General features: G+C 27.9%; 19 protein-coding genes and 8 tRNA genes. 19 read left to right on the plus strand and 8 right to left on the minus strand.

All coding sequences use genetic code 4. The annotated features are described in order from the left end of the window. Window positions 1-27: 27 nt before the first annotated feature. Genes ACJHWB_RS00985 through ftsY form a run of 3 tightly spaced genes read right to left on the minus strand, consistent with a single transcriptional unit; the run spans window position 28 to window position 2,967 of the window. Window positions 28-1,710: a ribonuclease J gene (locus ACJHWB_RS00985; protein ID WP_483132658.1), complete on the minus strand. Its 1,683-nt coding sequence runs from the start codon at window positions 1,708-1,710 to the stop codon at window positions 28-30. After that, the gene (locus ACJHWB_RS00990) at window positions 1,710-1,946 is read right to left on the minus strand and encodes a hypothetical protein (protein WP_483132659.1); all 237 of its coding nucleotides are present in this window, start codon (window positions 1,944-1,946) and stop codon (window positions 1,710-1,712) included. Before ACJHWB_RS00990 ends, ACJHWB_RS00985 begins: the two co-directional genes overlap by 1 nt. Continuing rightward, complete coding sequence (ftsY, locus tag ACJHWB_RS00995) at window positions 1,936-2,967, minus strand: signal recognition particle-docking protein FtsY (protein WP_483132660.1); 1,032 nt, start codon at window positions 2,965-2,967, stop codon at window positions 1,936-1,938. The genes ACJHWB_RS00990 and ftsY overlap by 11 nt, the downstream gene beginning before the upstream one ends. 251 nt (window positions 2,968-3,218) lie before the next feature. On the opposite strand from ftsY, the gene rpsD reads away from it, so the two are divergent. The 3 genes from rpsD to ACJHWB_RS01010 all read left to right on the plus strand — a co-directional run bounded on the left by rpsD (window position 3,219) and on the right by ACJHWB_RS01010 (window position 4,498). After that, window positions 3,219-3,839, plus strand: a complete 621-nt coding sequence (gene rpsD / locus ACJHWB_RS01000) for a 30S ribosomal protein S4 (protein ID WP_483132661.1) — start codon at window positions 3,219-3,221, stop codon at window positions 3,837-3,839. Between the two features lie 34 nt (window positions 3,840-3,873). Continuing rightward, window positions 3,874-4,308, plus strand: a complete 435-nt coding sequence (msrB, locus tag ACJHWB_RS01005) for a peptide-methionine (R)-S-oxide reductase MsrB (protein WP_483132662.1) — start codon at window positions 3,874-3,876, stop codon at window positions 4,306-4,308. A 114-nt stretch (window positions 4,309-4,422) separates the two neighbouring features. Further along, window positions 4,423-4,498, plus strand: a tRNA-His gene (locus ACJHWB_RS01010). Between the two features lie 83 nt (window positions 4,499-4,581). Here the strand turns inward: ACJHWB_RS01010 and ACJHWB_RS01015 are convergent. From ACJHWB_RS01015 to rplU, 3 genes are all read right to left on the minus strand, one after another. Beyond that, window positions 4,582-6,024: a DUF2130 domain-containing protein gene (locus ACJHWB_RS01015; protein ID WP_483132663.1), complete on the minus strand. Its 1,443-nt coding sequence runs from the start codon at window positions 6,022-6,024 to the stop codon at window positions 4,582-4,584. A gap of 83 nt (window positions 6,025-6,107) precedes the next feature. After that, complete coding sequence (rpmA, locus tag ACJHWB_RS01020) at window positions 6,108-6,365, minus strand: 50S ribosomal protein L27 (RefSeq protein WP_483132664.1); 258 nt, start codon at window positions 6,363-6,365, stop codon at window positions 6,108-6,110. A gap of 6 nt (window positions 6,366-6,371) precedes the next feature. Further along, window positions 6,372-6,671 (minus strand): 50S ribosomal protein L21, encoded by a 300-nt coding sequence (rplU, locus tag ACJHWB_RS01025; protein ID WP_483132665.1) that lies wholly within the window; start codon window positions 6,669-6,671, stop codon window positions 6,372-6,374. Window positions 6,672-6,870: 199 nt separating this feature from the next. Between rplU and ACJHWB_RS01030 the strand changes: the two genes are divergently transcribed. Next, the gene (locus ACJHWB_RS01030) at window positions 6,871-7,530 is read left to right on the plus strand and encodes a uracil-DNA glycosylase (protein ID WP_483132666.1); all 660 of its coding nucleotides are present in this window, start codon (window positions 6,871-6,873) and stop codon (window positions 7,528-7,530) included. Window positions 7,531-7,570: 40 nt separating this feature from the next. Beyond that, entirely contained in the window at window positions 7,571-8,659 is a 1,089-nt protein-coding gene (locus ACJHWB_RS01035) for a M42 family metallopeptidase (RefSeq protein WP_483132667.1), read from the plus strand. A gap of 35 nt (window positions 8,660-8,694) precedes the next feature. Here the strand turns inward: ACJHWB_RS01035 and ACJHWB_RS01040 are convergent, their stop codons facing one another. Then, window positions 8,695-8,976: a hypothetical protein gene (locus ACJHWB_RS01040; protein ID WP_483132668.1), complete on the minus strand. Its 282-nt coding sequence runs from the start codon at window positions 8,974-8,976 to the stop codon at window positions 8,695-8,697. 62 nt (window positions 8,977-9,038) lie between these two features. Between ACJHWB_RS01040 and ACJHWB_RS01045 the strand changes: the two genes are divergently transcribed. The 7 genes from ACJHWB_RS01045 (at window position 9,039) to rpmB (ending at window position 14,288) form a co-directional block, all read left to right on the plus strand. Continuing rightward, on the plus strand, window positions 9,039-9,854 hold the full coding sequence (locus ACJHWB_RS01045) for a leucine-rich repeat domain-containing protein (RefSeq protein ID WP_483132669.1): 816 nt from the start codon (window positions 9,039-9,041) through the stop codon (window positions 9,852-9,854). A 138-nt stretch (window positions 9,855-9,992) separates the two neighbouring features. Beyond that, entirely contained in the window at window positions 9,993-10,847 is an 855-nt protein-coding gene (locus ACJHWB_RS01050) for a hypothetical protein (RefSeq protein ID WP_483132670.1), read from the plus strand. 343 nt (window positions 10,848-11,190) lie between these two features. Further along, a complete protein-coding gene (gene pyk / locus ACJHWB_RS01055) occupies window positions 11,191-12,618 on the plus strand; it encodes a pyruvate kinase (RefSeq protein ID WP_483132721.1) in 1,428 nt (475 codons plus the stop codon). Between the two features lie 221 nt (window positions 12,619-12,839). Beyond that, window positions 12,840-13,496: a translation initiation factor IF-3 gene (gene infC, locus ACJHWB_RS01060; RefSeq protein ID WP_483132671.1), complete on the plus strand. Its 657-nt coding sequence runs from the start codon at window positions 12,840-12,842 to the stop codon at window positions 13,494-13,496. Further along, window positions 13,477-13,677, plus strand: a complete 201-nt coding sequence (rpmI, locus tag ACJHWB_RS01065) for a 50S ribosomal protein L35 (RefSeq protein WP_483132722.1) — start codon at window positions 13,477-13,479, stop codon at window positions 13,675-13,677. The genes infC and rpmI overlap by 20 nt, the downstream gene beginning before the upstream one ends. A gap of 41 nt (window positions 13,678-13,718) precedes the next feature. After that, window positions 13,719-14,069, plus strand: a complete 351-nt coding sequence (gene rplT, locus ACJHWB_RS01070) for a 50S ribosomal protein L20 (RefSeq protein WP_483130154.1) — start codon at window positions 13,719-13,721, stop codon at window positions 14,067-14,069. Window positions 14,070-14,093: 24 nt separating this feature from the next. Then, complete coding sequence (rpmB, locus tag ACJHWB_RS01075) at window positions 14,094-14,288, plus strand: 50S ribosomal protein L28 (protein WP_022934936.1); 195 nt, start codon at window positions 14,094-14,096, stop codon at window positions 14,286-14,288. On the opposite strand, the gene plsY is transcribed toward rpmB, so the two are convergent. Further along, window positions 14,289-14,954: a glycerol-3-phosphate 1-O-acyltransferase PlsY gene (plsY, locus tag ACJHWB_RS01080; RefSeq protein ID WP_483132672.1), complete on the minus strand. Its 666-nt coding sequence runs from the start codon at window positions 14,952-14,954 to the stop codon at window positions 14,289-14,291. A 127-nt stretch (window positions 14,955-15,081) separates the two neighbouring features. Here plsY and ACJHWB_RS01085 point away from each other — a divergent pair. From ACJHWB_RS01085 to ACJHWB_RS01115, 7 genes are all read left to right on the plus strand, one after another. After that, a tRNA-Pro gene (locus ACJHWB_RS01085) sits at window positions 15,082-15,158 on the plus strand. Window positions 15,159-15,162: 4 nt separating this feature from the next. Then, window positions 15,163-15,239 (plus strand) — tRNA-Ala (locus tag ACJHWB_RS01090). 4 nt (window positions 15,240-15,243) lie between these two features. Further along, window positions 15,244-15,320, plus strand: a tRNA-Met gene (locus ACJHWB_RS01095). Window positions 15,321-15,353: 33 nt separating this feature from the next. Next, window positions 15,354-15,431: transfer RNA gene (locus tag ACJHWB_RS01100), tRNA-Ile, on the plus strand. A 4-nt stretch (window positions 15,432-15,435) separates the two neighbouring features. Continuing rightward, window positions 15,436-15,526 (plus strand) — tRNA-Ser (locus ACJHWB_RS01105). 19 nt (window positions 15,527-15,545) lie between these two features. Further along, window positions 15,546-15,621: transfer RNA gene (locus tag ACJHWB_RS01110), tRNA-Met, on the plus strand. A gap of 2 nt (window positions 15,622-15,623) precedes the next feature. Continuing rightward, window positions 15,624-15,699, plus strand: a tRNA-Asp gene (locus ACJHWB_RS01115). Window position 15,700 lies beyond the last annotated feature (1 nt).

Genomic DNA, 15,700 nt, shown 5'->3' on the forward strand with positions numbered 1-15,700 from the left:
TTTATTTTTGTACTAATTTCCCTTTCCTTATCCAAGAACATTTTGAATCAAAACAGAAACAACAGGCTCTTTGTCATAAAAACGGAAAAGTTTTCTTTTGATTATTTTTTGAGTTTTTTCTTGCACTTCTTTTATTATTTTATCATTAACTTTAGTTATAGATTGAAAATTTGTGGCAATAACATCTTCGATAATTTTATGAACATCTGTTCTATTTTCTTTAGACAAAATTCCATATTCTGTAATGCTAAGTTTGCTTACTATTTTTCGTGTTTTGTGGTCATATAAAAAAGAAATAATAAGCACACCATCGCGAGAAAGCATTTCGCGTTCTTTTAAAACTTCAGAAGAAATATCACCTACACCAAAACCATCAACAAAAACTTCGTTATCACACTTAATGGCCTTCTTGCTAGAAAAAAGAACACCATTAATAAAGTTGGCAGTTCTTTTATTTTGTAAAATTAAAATATTTTGTTTTTGAACTTTTGCTTTATAAGCAAGATTACCAGCAACTACCAAATATCTATAGAGACCTTGTATTGGAAAAAAATATTTAGGTTTTACTGCTTGAATTAATTCAAGCAAGTCATCACGAGAAGGTCTGCAAGTACTAAAATTAGCTTCAGTAATATCGATTAGGTTGGATGTTACTTTTGCGATCTCATCCAGCACTTTAGCATGAGATTGTTCCATCCCATTAATTGGAGGAGTAATCATAATTACATGATCAGTTTTTTTAAGTTTAAAAAATACATCCTCTTTACTTAAGATACGTTCAAAACGTGAATAAATTCTTTCGGGAGTTGAAGTAATTAAAACTACAGAATTATCTTCTTTGTTTGCGAGTTTGTAATCAAAAAAAGTTGGTCTAGGATTTTGAATTACTTTGGTTTTAGATTCAAGCTTGCTTATCATATCATAAAGCTTGTCGTATTTTTTTCCATAAGTAGTAATTTTTCTTTTAAATTTAATAGCAAGATCTATGATTTCTTGAATAGATAACATTTCTTCATCATAAGCACCTACTACAATCCTACTTTGTGAGTCGGCGGATAAAAAAGTAGATTCTAAGAATTTTTTAGCAAAAATCTTGTCAATAGTTTTACCAGGGTAATTAGATCTTCCCGAATCAGCAATCAAAGCTAAAACACCTTTTGGGTGTTGACAAAATTGTTGTATTTTTGCTAAATTAGTATTTCCATAAATTCCTAAATTTCCTATTAGAAAATTAGCCATAAACAAAATAGCACCATCTTCTGTTAAAAAAATCAGACCTAAAATACCAGGAATAGAACCAGCTAAATTTATAGGTATTACGGACACACCCTTGCCAAAACTTATTTTGCTTGATATTGTTTGAATTTCATAATCTTGTGAATTTATAAAATATTTATTCATTCTTTCAATGATTAGTGTTTTAGTAAAAACTGAACAAAAAATCTTGACTTTTTTTACTTTCATTATTAGTCATGGAAGTGCTGAAAAGGACTCGTTTTTAGCATCTGTTATAAAAACACCTTTTACCTTATTGATGTTTTGTTCTAAATAAGAAAAATCAGGAATAATTGTATCAATTCCAATATTATTATTTAAAGGTATTTTTACACCTGCATTAATTACAAAAATATTGTCATTTATTTCTAGAATATAACAATTTTTTCCATTTTCATCTTGACCACCAAGAGCAAAAAAACTTATTTTCGCCATTATAACTCCTTACTTTTTATTTGTTTTTCTTGTAATTTTAGTAGTTTTGTTTTAGCTTTTTTGAGTGTATCAAAAACTAGAGCCCTAGAAGATATTATTATTTTTGCTATTTCCGCTATAGATAAATTTTGTTGAAAATAAAGCAAAAAAACTTGTTTTTGACTTTGAGTTAACAAAAATCCAAATTGATCAAAAAGATCTAAAAAAAACTCTTTTTCATTAATATTATTCTTCATATTCTTTGCTAATTTGCCGTGTCATACTATAAATAAATTTGTCTAAGTCAAATGGCTGAAGGTCATCAATTTTTTCACCAAGACCAACTAACTTTACATCTATGTTTAATTGATCTTTTATTGAAAAAATAATCCCACCCTTGCTAGTTCCATCCATTTTGGTGAGCACAATACCACTAATAGGTGTAACATCTGCAAAATGTTTTGCTTGTAAAACTCCATTTTGCCCAGTTGTTGCATCTATAACTAGTAAAGATTCATGAGGTGCACCATCAACTTTATCAGCAATAATTTTATTCACTTTTTTTAATTCGTTCATTAAATTTACTTTATTTTGTAAACGACCAGCTGTGTCTATTATTACAACATCAAATTTTTGTTCTATTGCTTTTTCCAATCCTCTATAAACAACTGAACCTGGGTCAGTTTCTTTTTCATTTGGTTTTAAAATATCGGCACCTATTTTATTGGCTCAAATTTCTAATTGTTCAACAGCAGCAGCTCTAAAAGTGTCACCTGCAACAATTAGTAATTTATTGCCCTCTTTAATTAATTTGTGAGCAATTTTGGAAATTGATGTTGTTTTTCCAGAACCATTAACACCTACCACTAAAATAACATTAAGTCTATTTTTTTGAATATTTAAATTTGTGTTAACAATAGATCTATTTGCATAAATTGTATACATTTTATCAACAATTAATTCAGGAATCAAGTGTGTATTTACTAAGTTTTGATTTCGAACTTCTCTTTTTAATTCATGAATGATAATTGATACAAAACTGGGAGTTATGTCGGACATTATTAAAACTTCTTCAAGTTCTTCAAAATATTCCTCATCAATTTTATTGTGTTTTTTAGTTAGTTCGATTATTTGTTGAGAAAAAGAAATGTTAGATTTTTCTAAACCTGCTACGTATTTGTCAGTTTCTAAATTTATTTTTTCTCTAAATTCTATTAAATTTTCTTGGTTGTCTTTTTTACCAAGTAATTTTTCTTTAATTTTTTTGAAAAATGACATAGTTAGCCTTTCTATTTTAAAACAAACTAAATAGAATTGCTTTAATTCTTGAATAATTTAATAATTATAGTATAATTTTAAGAACATTTTCTTAAATTAACAGCAAAATAATATTTGTCTAACATTTTAAATTTGCATAGATTTGCGAGTAGTTATGCTGTAAAACAAAAGCATTAGATTTAAAATTATACAAAGAATTATTTATTCTCTGGATTTAATTAAATGTAAAAATTTTTAAACCAAGGAGAATTATGTCAAGATATACTGGTCCAGTATTTAAAAAATCACGCCGTTTTAATTTTTCAATTTTAGAAACTGGCAAAGAATTTGCAAAAGGAAAACAACGTCGTTATGCACCAGGGCAACATGGTCCAACTCGTCGTGCTAAACTTTCTGAATACGGTTTACACTTAAATGAAAAACAAAAAGTTCGTTTTATGTATGGAATTAGTGAAAAACAATTTCGTAACACTTTTGTTAAATCAACTAAGAAACAAGGGGTTGCCGGAACTAACTTTTTAAAAGCATTGGAGTCAAGATTTGATAACTTAGTTTACCGTGCAGGTTTTGCTGAAACTCGTAAACAAGCTCGTCAATTAGTTAACCATGGCCACTTTACATTAAATGGTAAAAAAGTTAACATTCCTTCAATTCAATTAAAAGTAGGTGATGTGTTTGAACTTTCAACCAAAAAAGAAGGCAAAATTCGTAAAAATGAGCAAATTTTAAAAGCTTTGGAAACAAAAACTCCAGCAGCTTGATTAGAAGTTGATGCTAAAAACTTTAGTGCTAAAGTTCTTCGTTTCCCAGAGAGAAGTGAATTAAATCCTGAAATCAAAGAGTCACTAATTGTTGAATTCTATAGTAAATAATCTTAATTAACTTTATTTGATTTAGGATTGCAAAATGTCAAATTTTAAAAAAAAGCTAGATCATTTAACTGAGTTGCAATACAAAGTAACTCAAGAAAACTATACAGAAAAACCTTTTGAAAATGAATACAATGACAATTATAAAGATGGAATTTATGTTGACATTGTTGATGGAACACCTTTATTTTTATCCACCACTAAATACAATTCGGGTTCTGGATGACCTGCATTTACCGCACCAATTAATAATGATTTAATAGTAGAAGTGCCTGATTTTTCATATCCAGGGCATGTATACACTGAAGTTAGGTCTAAAAATTCCGATTCACATTTAGGTCATGTGTTTAAAGATGGTCCTAAAGAGCAAGGTGGATTGCGTTATTGTATAAATTCGGCTTCTTTGCGTTTTATAGCTAAAGAAGACTTGGAAAAAGAAGGGTTTTCTATTTTTTTAAAATATTTTAAATAATTTGATTTGATTGCTTGAGTTATAAAATATTAAGTTTTTATTACTAAAATTACAAAAAATAATTTATAATTATTTTTTAAGTTAATATACCTTTATTACAAAGGTATAAACATGGTAGATGTGGCGAAGTGGCTAACGCATCGGGTTGTGGTTCCGACATACGCGGGTTCGATCCCCGTCATCTGCCCCATATCTTTAAAAAGACCAAGAGTCAGATAACTGACTCTTTTTTATATATAAAAAATACACTAATTATTTAGTGTATTTTTGTTTTTATTGGTTGTTTTCTAATTTTTCAATAGGTTTAACAATTTTTCTAGTTATATTAAAAGTCTCTATTTCATCAGTGAGTTTTTTGCTATACTTTTGTATAACTTCATCTATAACATTTCTAATATTGTCGGCTTGCTTACTAATTTTTTCAGCAAATTTATTAATATCATCTGCGTTTTCAATAATTTTTTCTAGTTTATCTTTTATTTTTTCAGACAACTTTATAATTTTATCTTCTTTTCATTTATTAAATGTTTCTAAAATTTTGTTGCTTTCTTCAAAATTTCAGCTAATAGCATTTATTTTTGTTTCTTTAATTATAAAAGTTTTTAAAATATTTAAAAAAGATAAAAAGAAATAAGGGCGACACATATAAAGTTTTTCAAAACCAGGAACTTTCTCTATTGTAAAATAATTTTTATCTTCTAACTCTGTAACCAAAATCCCATATTTTGCACCTTTTTTCTTACGATTAGACTCGAGTTTGCGAAAAAAACTTGCATTTTTTTGATTTCCTTCTTTATTTTTAGACTCACTTTTAGCTTCAATTATAATTATGTCTTCTTTTTTTGTTTTATTATTCAAAATTGTATAAATAAAATCCGCCTTAGTTGCACCATCATCACCCTCTACAACATTATTATCTTTTTGCAAAGTAAAACTAAATTCTTCACTACTAGTATCAATACTAGGATAGATTCTATTGTAATTTTCTAAAATTCATTGTTCTAGTCCTTCACCAATTATTTTAGAATTAATATTTTTTTCTCGAAACTTATCAATGTTATCCTGTAATTCCTTGTTTTGTTCTTTCAAGGTTTTTATTTGTTCTATATACACTTGAGTTCTCAGTTCAAGTTCTTCTTCTAGTTTGTTTTTTGCTGCTAATTTAATTTTTTCATTCATTTCATCTTGAAATTTTATTTTTTCTTGATTAAATTTTTCAATTAAATTAGTTTCCTTGTTTTTTAACTCGTTGTTAAGAATTTCTTTGTTTTGAAAAAAAGTTTCTGTTAATTCAATTTCTTTTTTAGAAAATTCTTCTTGAAGTTTTTGTTGTTGTTCTGCGATTTCCTTTTGAATTTCATTGTTTTTAGTTGTCTCTAAATTTTTAATTGTTTCTTTTAATTTAATAATTTGAATTTCAAATCCTTTAGCAGATTCACTAATTTGTCTTTGGCTATGAGCAACTTGCTGATTGCTTTCTTGATTCTCCTTATTTAATAGATGAATTTGTTCACGCATTTTTTTGATTTCAGGATGATTTTGTAAAACATCATCAATTGTAGTTTTTTTTGTTTGCTCAATAATTTCTTTTTTTTGTTCTTCAATAAACAAGTTTAATTCATTATTAAAAGAAAATCTATCTCCTTTTTGCCCATCTTCTTCTAGTTCGTAAGTTAAGGTAGATCTATCTACTAATTTAATTTTTAAGTATTTCATATTTAAAATAATATCAAAAAAATAAATTTAAATTAAAAAAGTCCTAAGTTTAGGACTTTTTTAATAATTAAAGCTTTGTTAGTTTACATTCTTTCTGTGTAAACAGAAGCATATTTGCGTTTTTTCACGGTTTCAAATTTTACAAAACCATCAATTAAAGCAAATAGTGAATCATCATTGCCTCTTGCAACATTTTTTCCAGGAAAAATTTTAGTTCCTCTTTGTCTAAAGATAATTGAACCTGTTGTTGCAAATTGACCATCACTTAATTTAATACCTAGTCGTCTTCCCTTGGAATCACGACCATTCTTGGTGGAACCACCTGCTTTAGTCTTTGCCATTTCGAATTATCCTTTCAAACTTGTAATTTTTACTCTAGTGTAAGGTTGTCTGTGACCTAATTTTCTTTTGTGAGTAGATTTAGGGTTGTGGCGATAAACAACAATTTTTTTGCTTTTTCCTTGTTTTTCGATAGTACCAACTACTTTTGCATTTTCAACAAAAGGTTTTCCTACTTTTCCATTAATGAATAGAACTTCAGAAAATTCAATTTCTTGTCCAACTTCACCTTCTATTTTTTCACTAAAAATAGTTTCATCTTTTTTAACTATCAACTGCTTTCCGCCAGTTTTAATAATTGCAAACATAAAACTCCTTGTGTTCAATATCATCTTTGAGGCGCTACGCTTAAGCCTTTTCAGAATGGTTACTATGTTTTAATAATTCGGATTTGAATTCTATAGAAAAAAAGTAACTTTAAAATTATATACAATTTATTTTGAAAATATTAAGATTTTCCTTTATTTTGTTCAAAAATATTTTATTAGCATTAAACTTATACAAATTATGGATAATAAATTAATAACTTTTTCAGATTTTATTGACTTAGAAAAGAAAAAAAATTATTTTATAACTTTATTAAAAAAAGTAAAAGAATCTTATGAAAATAACGAAATTTTTCCTTCTCAAAATAATTTGTTTAATTCTATTAAATTTTGCAAATTTCCAAATTTAAAAGTAGTGATTTTAGGTCAAGATCCATATCACACACCAAACATGGCAGATGGCTTAGCCTTTTCAACTCAAAATAAGATTTTGCCACCATCACTTAAAAATATTTTTAAAGAATTGGAAAATTGTTTTTCATGCAAAAAAAATGATGGTAACTTAAAAAATTGAGCCAAACAAGGAGTGTTATTGCATAATATTGTATTAACTGTAGAAAAAGGCAAACCTAATTCACATTCAGATTTAGGTTGGCAAGAATTTACAAAAAATTTGTTAAATTTTATAGTGAAAAATAAAAAAAATGTTGTTTTTTTATTACTAGGAAAGCACGCCTATGAAATGTGTAAAAACATAGATTTTTCTAATCAAAAAGTTTTTTCTCTTTCTCATCCTTCACCATTTAGTGCTCATATTAGTTTTCTAGGTTCTAAAGTTTTTGTAGATATAAACAAATTTTTAAAAAGTAAATTAATAGAGCCAATCGATTGATGTTTATAGTTTTTTTGGTAAAATAATTTTGATTATCCCAGGGAGATTTATGAATACTTATAAACAAGATTTATTTAAAAAACTTAAAGAATATACTGAAATTGATGGAATGTCACGTTTTGAAGATGATGTTGTTGCTAAATTAAAAGAAAGCACAAGCACTTTACCAGTTGACTATGACCGTGATGGTTTAGGATCATTAATAATACAAAGCAAACTAAATAAAGATAAAGAAATTAAAATTTTAGTTGCAGCTCATATGGATGAAGTTGGATTAATGGTTCTTGATGTAACTGAAAAAGGATTTATTAAAGTTAAATCTGTTGGCGGAATATGAGGTAATGTGTTTATTGGTGCGAAAGTTAAACTAATCACTTCAACTGACCAAGAATTTTTTGGTGTAGTAGGGCACACATCTGTTCATATTATGGAATCTGCAAAAATTAAAGAAGCTCTAAAGGTAAGTGATTTATTTGTAGATTTTGGTTTTGCTTCAAAAAAAGAAGCAGAAGAAGCGGGTGTTCAACCAGGTGATAGAATTTACCTAAAAAATGAAACATTTTTATTTAAGAATAATGATTTTGTTGCAGGAAAAGCAATAGACAACCGCTCAGGAGTGGTTGTCATTGATGAGTTAGCACATCGTCTTGCGCACAAAAATTTACCAAACAATCCAATTTTAGTTGGTACTGTTCAAGAAGAAGTTGGTAGTCGTGGTGCAAAAATGATTGCTAAAAAATATGATGCTACTATCGCTTTTGCCATAGACACTGGAGCTTCACACGATACTGAAGGAGCAATACCAGGAATTCAAAAATTAGGGGCTGGCGTTGCTGTTAGTGTAGCTGATGCAGGCACTATGATGGACCCTAAAATTGTTAAAATTTTGGAAAAAATAGCTAAAGAACATTCAATTCCTTTTTATAAATATGTTTCACAAGGTGGTGGAACAGATGCTGATGAATTGCAATTTTCTGCATATGGAGCTCCAACTGTAAGTATTTCAATTCCTCAAAGATATCTTCACTCAACTTATGGGGTGGTAAGTCTAAAAGATATTGAAGCAGCAATTAATTTAATTGAAAAGTTTATTTTAGAATTTGATAATGAACAATTATCTAAAGTTGTTTATAAGTAATAAAAAATAAAATATTTAATTAATAAGTAATAGGGTTAATAAATAAAGTAGATTGGTTGTTTAGTTTCTTTTGAAGCAGCAGTTGAACTTCCTGTTTTAGAATTGCTGCCATCTCATTTAATTGAAGAATCTTTATTAATTTTAGTTTCACCAGAATGACTAAAAAGTGATTTGATTCCGCCGATTAATGATAAAAATAAAGGACCAATAGCATTTGCTAAAAGAATGATATTAGGAATTTGAGCCACAAACCCAGCTCCACCCTTTTCATACTTTTCTTGCTCACTTAATTTTACAAAACTAGTATTTGGCTTCATTTGACCTCCTTTCGCTATAAGATGAGAAAAAAAATATAAAAATTAAAAAAAATGGAAAAAAAGTGAAAAATTTAACTAAAAATACTATTTCTAGAGCTGAGGCTTTAGAAATTTTGCAGGATCCAACTTATTTTAATAAAGAAATTTTGGATTTGTCATCGCTAAAAATTAGCAAAATTAATGATTTTGCTTTTTCAGCATTGGATTTGAAGATTAAAAAACTAATTTTGCCAAATACCTTAGAAAAAATTGGACAATCTGCTTTTATGTTAAATAAAATAAAAAATGTAGTTTTGCCTTTTGGGTTAAAAGAAATTGGTGAATCAGCATTTGAAAATAATTTAATTTCAAATTTAGAATTGCCATCTAGCTTAAAAATAATAGATAATAGTTCTTTTTCTTTTAATAAAATAAAAACAATTTATTTAAAATCTTCAATTGATCAAATAGGTTATGATATATTAGAAAGTAACCCTTTGGATGAAATTGTGTTTCAAAAAAAAGAAATTGTGTTAGATAATTTTGCTTTTGCAACTAATGAACCAAAAATAGTTCATATTTGAGGTGATTTTGATTTATCAAGTAACTCAAAATCAATTGAATTCACAACATTAACTCTTGATTTTTATAAAAATTTTGATTTATTTGAAAATTCAAATTCATTAGAACTTGAATTTGGCAACTTGTTTAAAATATTTAATTCATTTAAGTGAACTAAATTAGAACAAATTGTTTTGCACAATAATAAAGAAGTAAATAAATTTGGTGTTGAAAAAGTAGATTTAACATTTTTTGTTTTAAATCATGAATTAAATAAGACTTTTAACCTAAAAGTGCAATTAGAACGAAAATTTGAGAAAGAACTAAAAATTGTATAGTAATTTTAAAAAACAAAAAATTTTTAAACAATTTGCATTTTTTTTTAAAAAAAAAAAAAAAAGAAGATGCAATTTTTGGAAAAAATCTAAATAATAAAAATTTTTTAGAAATAAAAATTTTTATTGTATTATTTTAATATGTTAAGTTGCAGAAAATTATTAATAAATATTATTAAAAATAAATGAAAATTTATAATTCCTTTGATTAATTTATCACTTTTAGTTTCAATTCCATCAATAGTTGTATCGTGTGTTAAGCATAATGAATTGACAAATGAATCATATTGATCAAAATCTGAAAATAAAAATGGGCTAAAAGTTTTAAGGTTGCACAGTCCTAATTTTGGACATTTTTCTGAAGGAAGATTGTGAGGTGCATTAAATTTATTTTCTTTACTAGAGAAAAAAAGAATAATTGATGATAATTTTAAAACAAAATATTCTGATTCTTTTGATGAAATTAAAAAAATTGAAAAGCAATATTATGAATCTTCTGATGTAAAATCTGATGCAAAAAGTTATCAATCATTACTGTTGGAACGAAAAAAAAGAGAACAACTACTAAATAAGATTGAAGAAATAAAATTAAAAATTGCTAGTGATTGACAAAGCAACAACATTCTTTTGAATAAAAATAAAATTTTTCGCATCGTTAATAGATTTGAAGATTTAAACAAACTTGAAGCTAGCGAATTTAAACAAGCATTTAAAGAATTTGATTTTAGCTTAAAATCAATATTGGTTGTTAATGGTTTGGATTTTCAAACCTACTCAGATAATTGAGTAATTAAAGGATCGGGATATTGAATTAAAAATTTAGAGATTGTTAATAATAAAATCAACATTGAATTTGAATATAAACATATTGAACCAAAAGAAAATCAATTAATAGCAGTTTCACCTAGTCTTGGTTTTTCATCAACAACTCATTTTGTTATTGTAGATAAAATTAACAATTTAGATAATTACCAATTTAATATAACTGAACTTTAAAATCAGGGAAATATTTATTTTGATATGGTTTTTGTTGAATTCTAGTCGATAATACAACTTTAATAAGTTGTCATTTTGTAAATATATTTTTTTAAAAAATATACTAATATAAAAATTAAGAAAAGAAACAGATAGAGTGTGCTTTTTGTTATAAAAAAAGTTGGATAAACTTTCTTTTAATAAGCAAATAAAGAAGATTTTTTAAAAGAATAAAAAAACTTTTAAATTCACAAATTATTTTTTTGTGGTATTATTTTCAATAAGAGTTATTGCTCATACACATTTTGTTTACTTGCAAAATATAAAAATTCACAAAAAGGTTGAACAATTTATGCTATACGATATGCAAGATTTTATTTCAAAAAGAACCAAAATTATTGCTACAGTGGGTCCTTCTACTCAAGATTATGAAGTTCTTAAAAAGCTAATTTTAGCTGGTGTAACCACAATTAGAGCTAATTTTTCTCATGGTTCATATGAAGAACAGCAAAATAAATTTGAAAATGCTAAAAAAGCTTCACGCGAATTAAACATTCCTATTTCAATTATGCTTGATACTAAAGGACCAGAAATTCGTGTTGGAAAAATGTTAAATGGTGGACAACAAATATCTGCCAATCAAGAATTGATTGTTTTAACAAGTACAAATGATTATCAAAATTTTGAAGGAACTAGCTCAGCTATCACAGTTTCTCACCAAATTGATAATGACTTAAAAGTTGGTGATCAAGTACTTTTTGATGATGGAAAGTTACAATCTATTGTGGTTGAAATTTTTAAAAACCAAGTTAAAGTAAGAACTAAAAATGCTCACTTTTTAAGATCTAATAAACGTCTAAATATGCCAGGAGTGGTTTTCTCGCTACCTTTTTTATCTGAAAAAGATAAAAAAGATGTGTTGTTTGGAATACAACAAAAAGTTGATTATGTAGCCGCTTCTTTTGTGAATACACCAGAAGATGTTTTAGAATTGCGTAAATTATTAGATGAAAATGGTGGAAAACATATTCAAATTATTTCTAAAATTGAATCCACATTAGGACTTGAAAATATTGATAAAATTATTGAGCACTCTGATGGGATTATGATTGCTCGAGGAGATTTAGGACTTGAAGTTCCCTTTCAAGAAGTTCCTTATCAACAAAAAAGAATTATTCGTAAATGTCGTTTTGCAGGTAAAACTGTTGTTGTCGCAACACAAATGCTTGATTCAATGGAAAAATCAGCCCAACCTACACGAGCAGAAGTTTCTGATGTTTATTGAGCAACTGAACTTGGAGCTGATGCAACAATGCTTTCTGGTGAATCAGCTCAAGGTCAATTTCCCCTTGAATCTGTTCAAGTTATGGCAACTATTAATAAAAGAGCAGAACGTGAGTTTTATAACAAATTATTTTATGATAAACAATTAGCTGTAATTACTGAAAATTCAGTTGGTAATCGTGCTAAAATAGCTCATAAACTTGCACATATTACACAAGATCGTGAAATAAAATATACTATTGTTCTTTCAAGAACAGGTGAGTTATTAAAAACCATTGCTAAGTTTCGTCCAAACACTGCCGTTATTGGTGTGCTTAACAATCCTGATTTAATTGGCGGATTTGGAATTACATCTTCAGTGTTTGTTTCACTAAATTCACTAGCAGATTTTGAAGCAATTAAAAGCGATTACAAACTTGCTAGAGAAGTTTTAAAACCTTTCGGAGTTCAACCAGGAGATACATTCCTAGTTGTTGAAAACGAAAAAGTAACAGAATTTACTTATTAAAAATTAATAAATATAGTACAATTAAAGTTGCATTTTATTGCAAGAAAGAAGATTCGCTCTCACCTGATGGCCAAATGGCTGTGGGTTAATTAGAAAAAAATAATAACTTTAATTTTTTAATTAAAAATTATTGTTTTTTTTCAGTATAGCGGATTTCAAATCCGCTTTTTTATTTTTAAATTTAGAAAGTGTAGTAAAACTACTTAAGGAGTAAATTCCTATTGAATCCAAAATTTTTTTCTCGATCTAAACCAACATTTGATCACCAAACTAACAAAAATATTCGTTTTCCGAATGTTTATGTAATTGATGATAATAATGAAAAAATTGGTAATATGCCAACTAGTCAAGCAATTGAATTAGCTAAAGAGAGAGGTTTAGATCTTGTCTTAGTTTCTATTAAAGAAGTAGAAGGCCGTGATGGTAAAGTTTTAAATGTACCAATCGCAAAAATTCTTGATTATGGCAAGTTCCGTTATGATAACAAGAAAAAACACAAATCAGAAAAAGAAAAGCAATCTTTTACTGTCAACCGTGAAATTCGAATGTCATTTAGCATAAACTTGCAAGATATCAAAATTAAAGCTAAAAAAGCAAAAGAATTTCTTCTTGATGGGGATCGTGTAAAAGTGGCTTTGCGTTTTCGTGGTCGTGAGATTACTAAAATTGAACAAGGAAAACAAGTTCTAAATCAATTTTTTGAAGAAGTTAAGTATATTGCTAAATTGAGTAAAGAAATAAATCAAAATGGTAATTTTCTTAATATGCATTTAGAACGTGACAAGAAAAAAATTCCTAAAATCACTTCTTCTAAACAATTAAAAGAATTACTAGAAATCGAAAAGGAGTTACAAGCTAATAATGAAAATCAAAGCTAAAAGCAAATCAGCTCTTAAAAAACGTATTAAAGTTACAGCAAGTGGGAAAATTAAGCATAAACATGCTTTTCGTTCTCACCTAGCTCAAAATAAATCAACTAAACAAAAACGTCACTCAAGAAAATCAGCACTAATGTCAAGTGGTGATGCAAAAAGATTAAAAGATTTAATTATTAAATAATTTAAATTTTTTATTAATATTCAATTTGAAAGGAATTAATTATGAGAGTTAAAGGTGGAACCGTTACTCGTCAACGTCGTAAAAAATGACTAAAAGAGGCTAAAGGATACTGGGGACATAAGTCCATAGGTTACAAAGTTGCAAAGCAAGCTGTTGTTAAATCATGAACTTATGCATTCCGTGACCGTAAACAAGTAAAACGTGAATTTCGTAAACTTTGAATTAGTCGTATAAATGCAGCGGCCCGTGAGCAAGGTATTAGTTACTCACAACTAATGAACGGAATTAAAAAAGCTGAAATTCAAATTAATCGTAAAATGCTTTCTGAGCTTGCAATTCAACAACCTCAAGCATTTTCAGAAATTGTAAAACTTGCACAAAATGCAAAATAATTTTAATTGATAAATAGGAAAAAAATGGCAAGAAGAGACGCTCTTACAAATGTTGGGCCAATGAGTGGTAATAATAGACCTAACTCTTTAAAGGCAACCAAACGTAAATTTAATGTTAACTTACAAAAAGTTGTTATTAAAAATGAAAATGGTCAAAAAATAACTTTAAAAGTTAGCGCTAAAACCAAAAAAACTTTACGTAAATTAGGACACATTTAATTATTTTTTAGAACCAAATTTAGTTTCAGTTTTATTTCACAATCTAACTAAATTTTGTTTATGAGAAAAAATAACAAACAAATGTGTAAACAACATTAAAAGTGGATGAATAAAGTAATCCACTTTTTTGTTATTTAAAAAACCTAATTCTCCTGTGGTAAATCAAGGAATAAAGGCTAATAATATTATAATTAGCGGAGTTAAAATTGAGCCTAAAGAAACATAACGTCAAAGCAAAACAATACAAATAAAAATAAAAAATCCAATTAAAGTTAAAACTAAGTTAAAAGCTACAAAACAACCAAGTAAAGTTGCAACTCCTTTTCCACCTTTGAATTTGTGTCAAATTGGAAAAATATGACCTAAAACAGCTCCTATTCCAGCAACTATGGGTAACAATTGACTAAATAAAGGCGCATATTTATAAAAAATAAAAGTAATTAAAATAGATATAATACTTTTTAAGGCATCAATTATTAATGTTAAAATTGCCCATTTTTTACCATAAATTCTTAAAACATTAGTTGAACCAGGATTTCCTGAACCAAATTTTCTTATATCTTTTTTAAAAATTTTGTTTGAAAAAATAATAGAAAAATTGATAGAACCTACTAAATATCCTATTATTAAAAAAATAATGTTAAAAATAATATCTAAAATTAGCATAATTGTTGTAAAATTATAACATTATTAACCAATTAAGCAGGATTTAAAAAAACAAGTTATCTACTTTTTTTAAAAATTTTTTCAAAAATGTGTTATAATCTTTTTTTGCTTTTGAAAAAATGCACACGGAGAAGTAGCTCAGCTTGGTAGAGCGCTACGTTTGGGACGTAGTGGTCGCAGGTTCGAATCCTGTCTTCTTCACCATTATGGGGGGGTAGCTCATCTGGCTAGAGCGCCTGTTTTGCACGCAGGAGGTAGAGGGTTCGACTCCCTTCCTCTCCACCATTATGGCTCTATAGCTCAGCTGGCTAGAGCGTTCGGTTCATACCCGAAAGGTCAAGAGTTCAAGTCTCTTTGGAGCCACCATCAAACATTTATTCTTATTCATATTTCTATCTTGGACGCATAACTCAGTCTGGTTAGAGTAACCGGCTCATAACCGGCTTGTCACTGGTTCGAATCCAGTTGTGTCCACCAGTTTGGGCAATTACCCAAGTGGCTGAAGGGACTAGTCTTGAAAACTGGCAGGGGTGTTAAAGCCCGCGGGGGTTCGAATCCCTCATTGCCCGCCAAAAATATGAAAAGTAATATAGCGGAGTAGAGCAGGTGGAAGCTCGTTGGGCTCATAATCCAAAGGTCACTGGTTCGAATCCAGTCTCCGCAACCAATGGTCTAGTGGTAAAGTGGCTAATACGCCTCCCTGTCACGGAGGAGATCGCGGGTTCGATCCCCGTCTAGACCGCCAT

The organism is Mesomycoplasma sp., assembly GCF_056854695.1.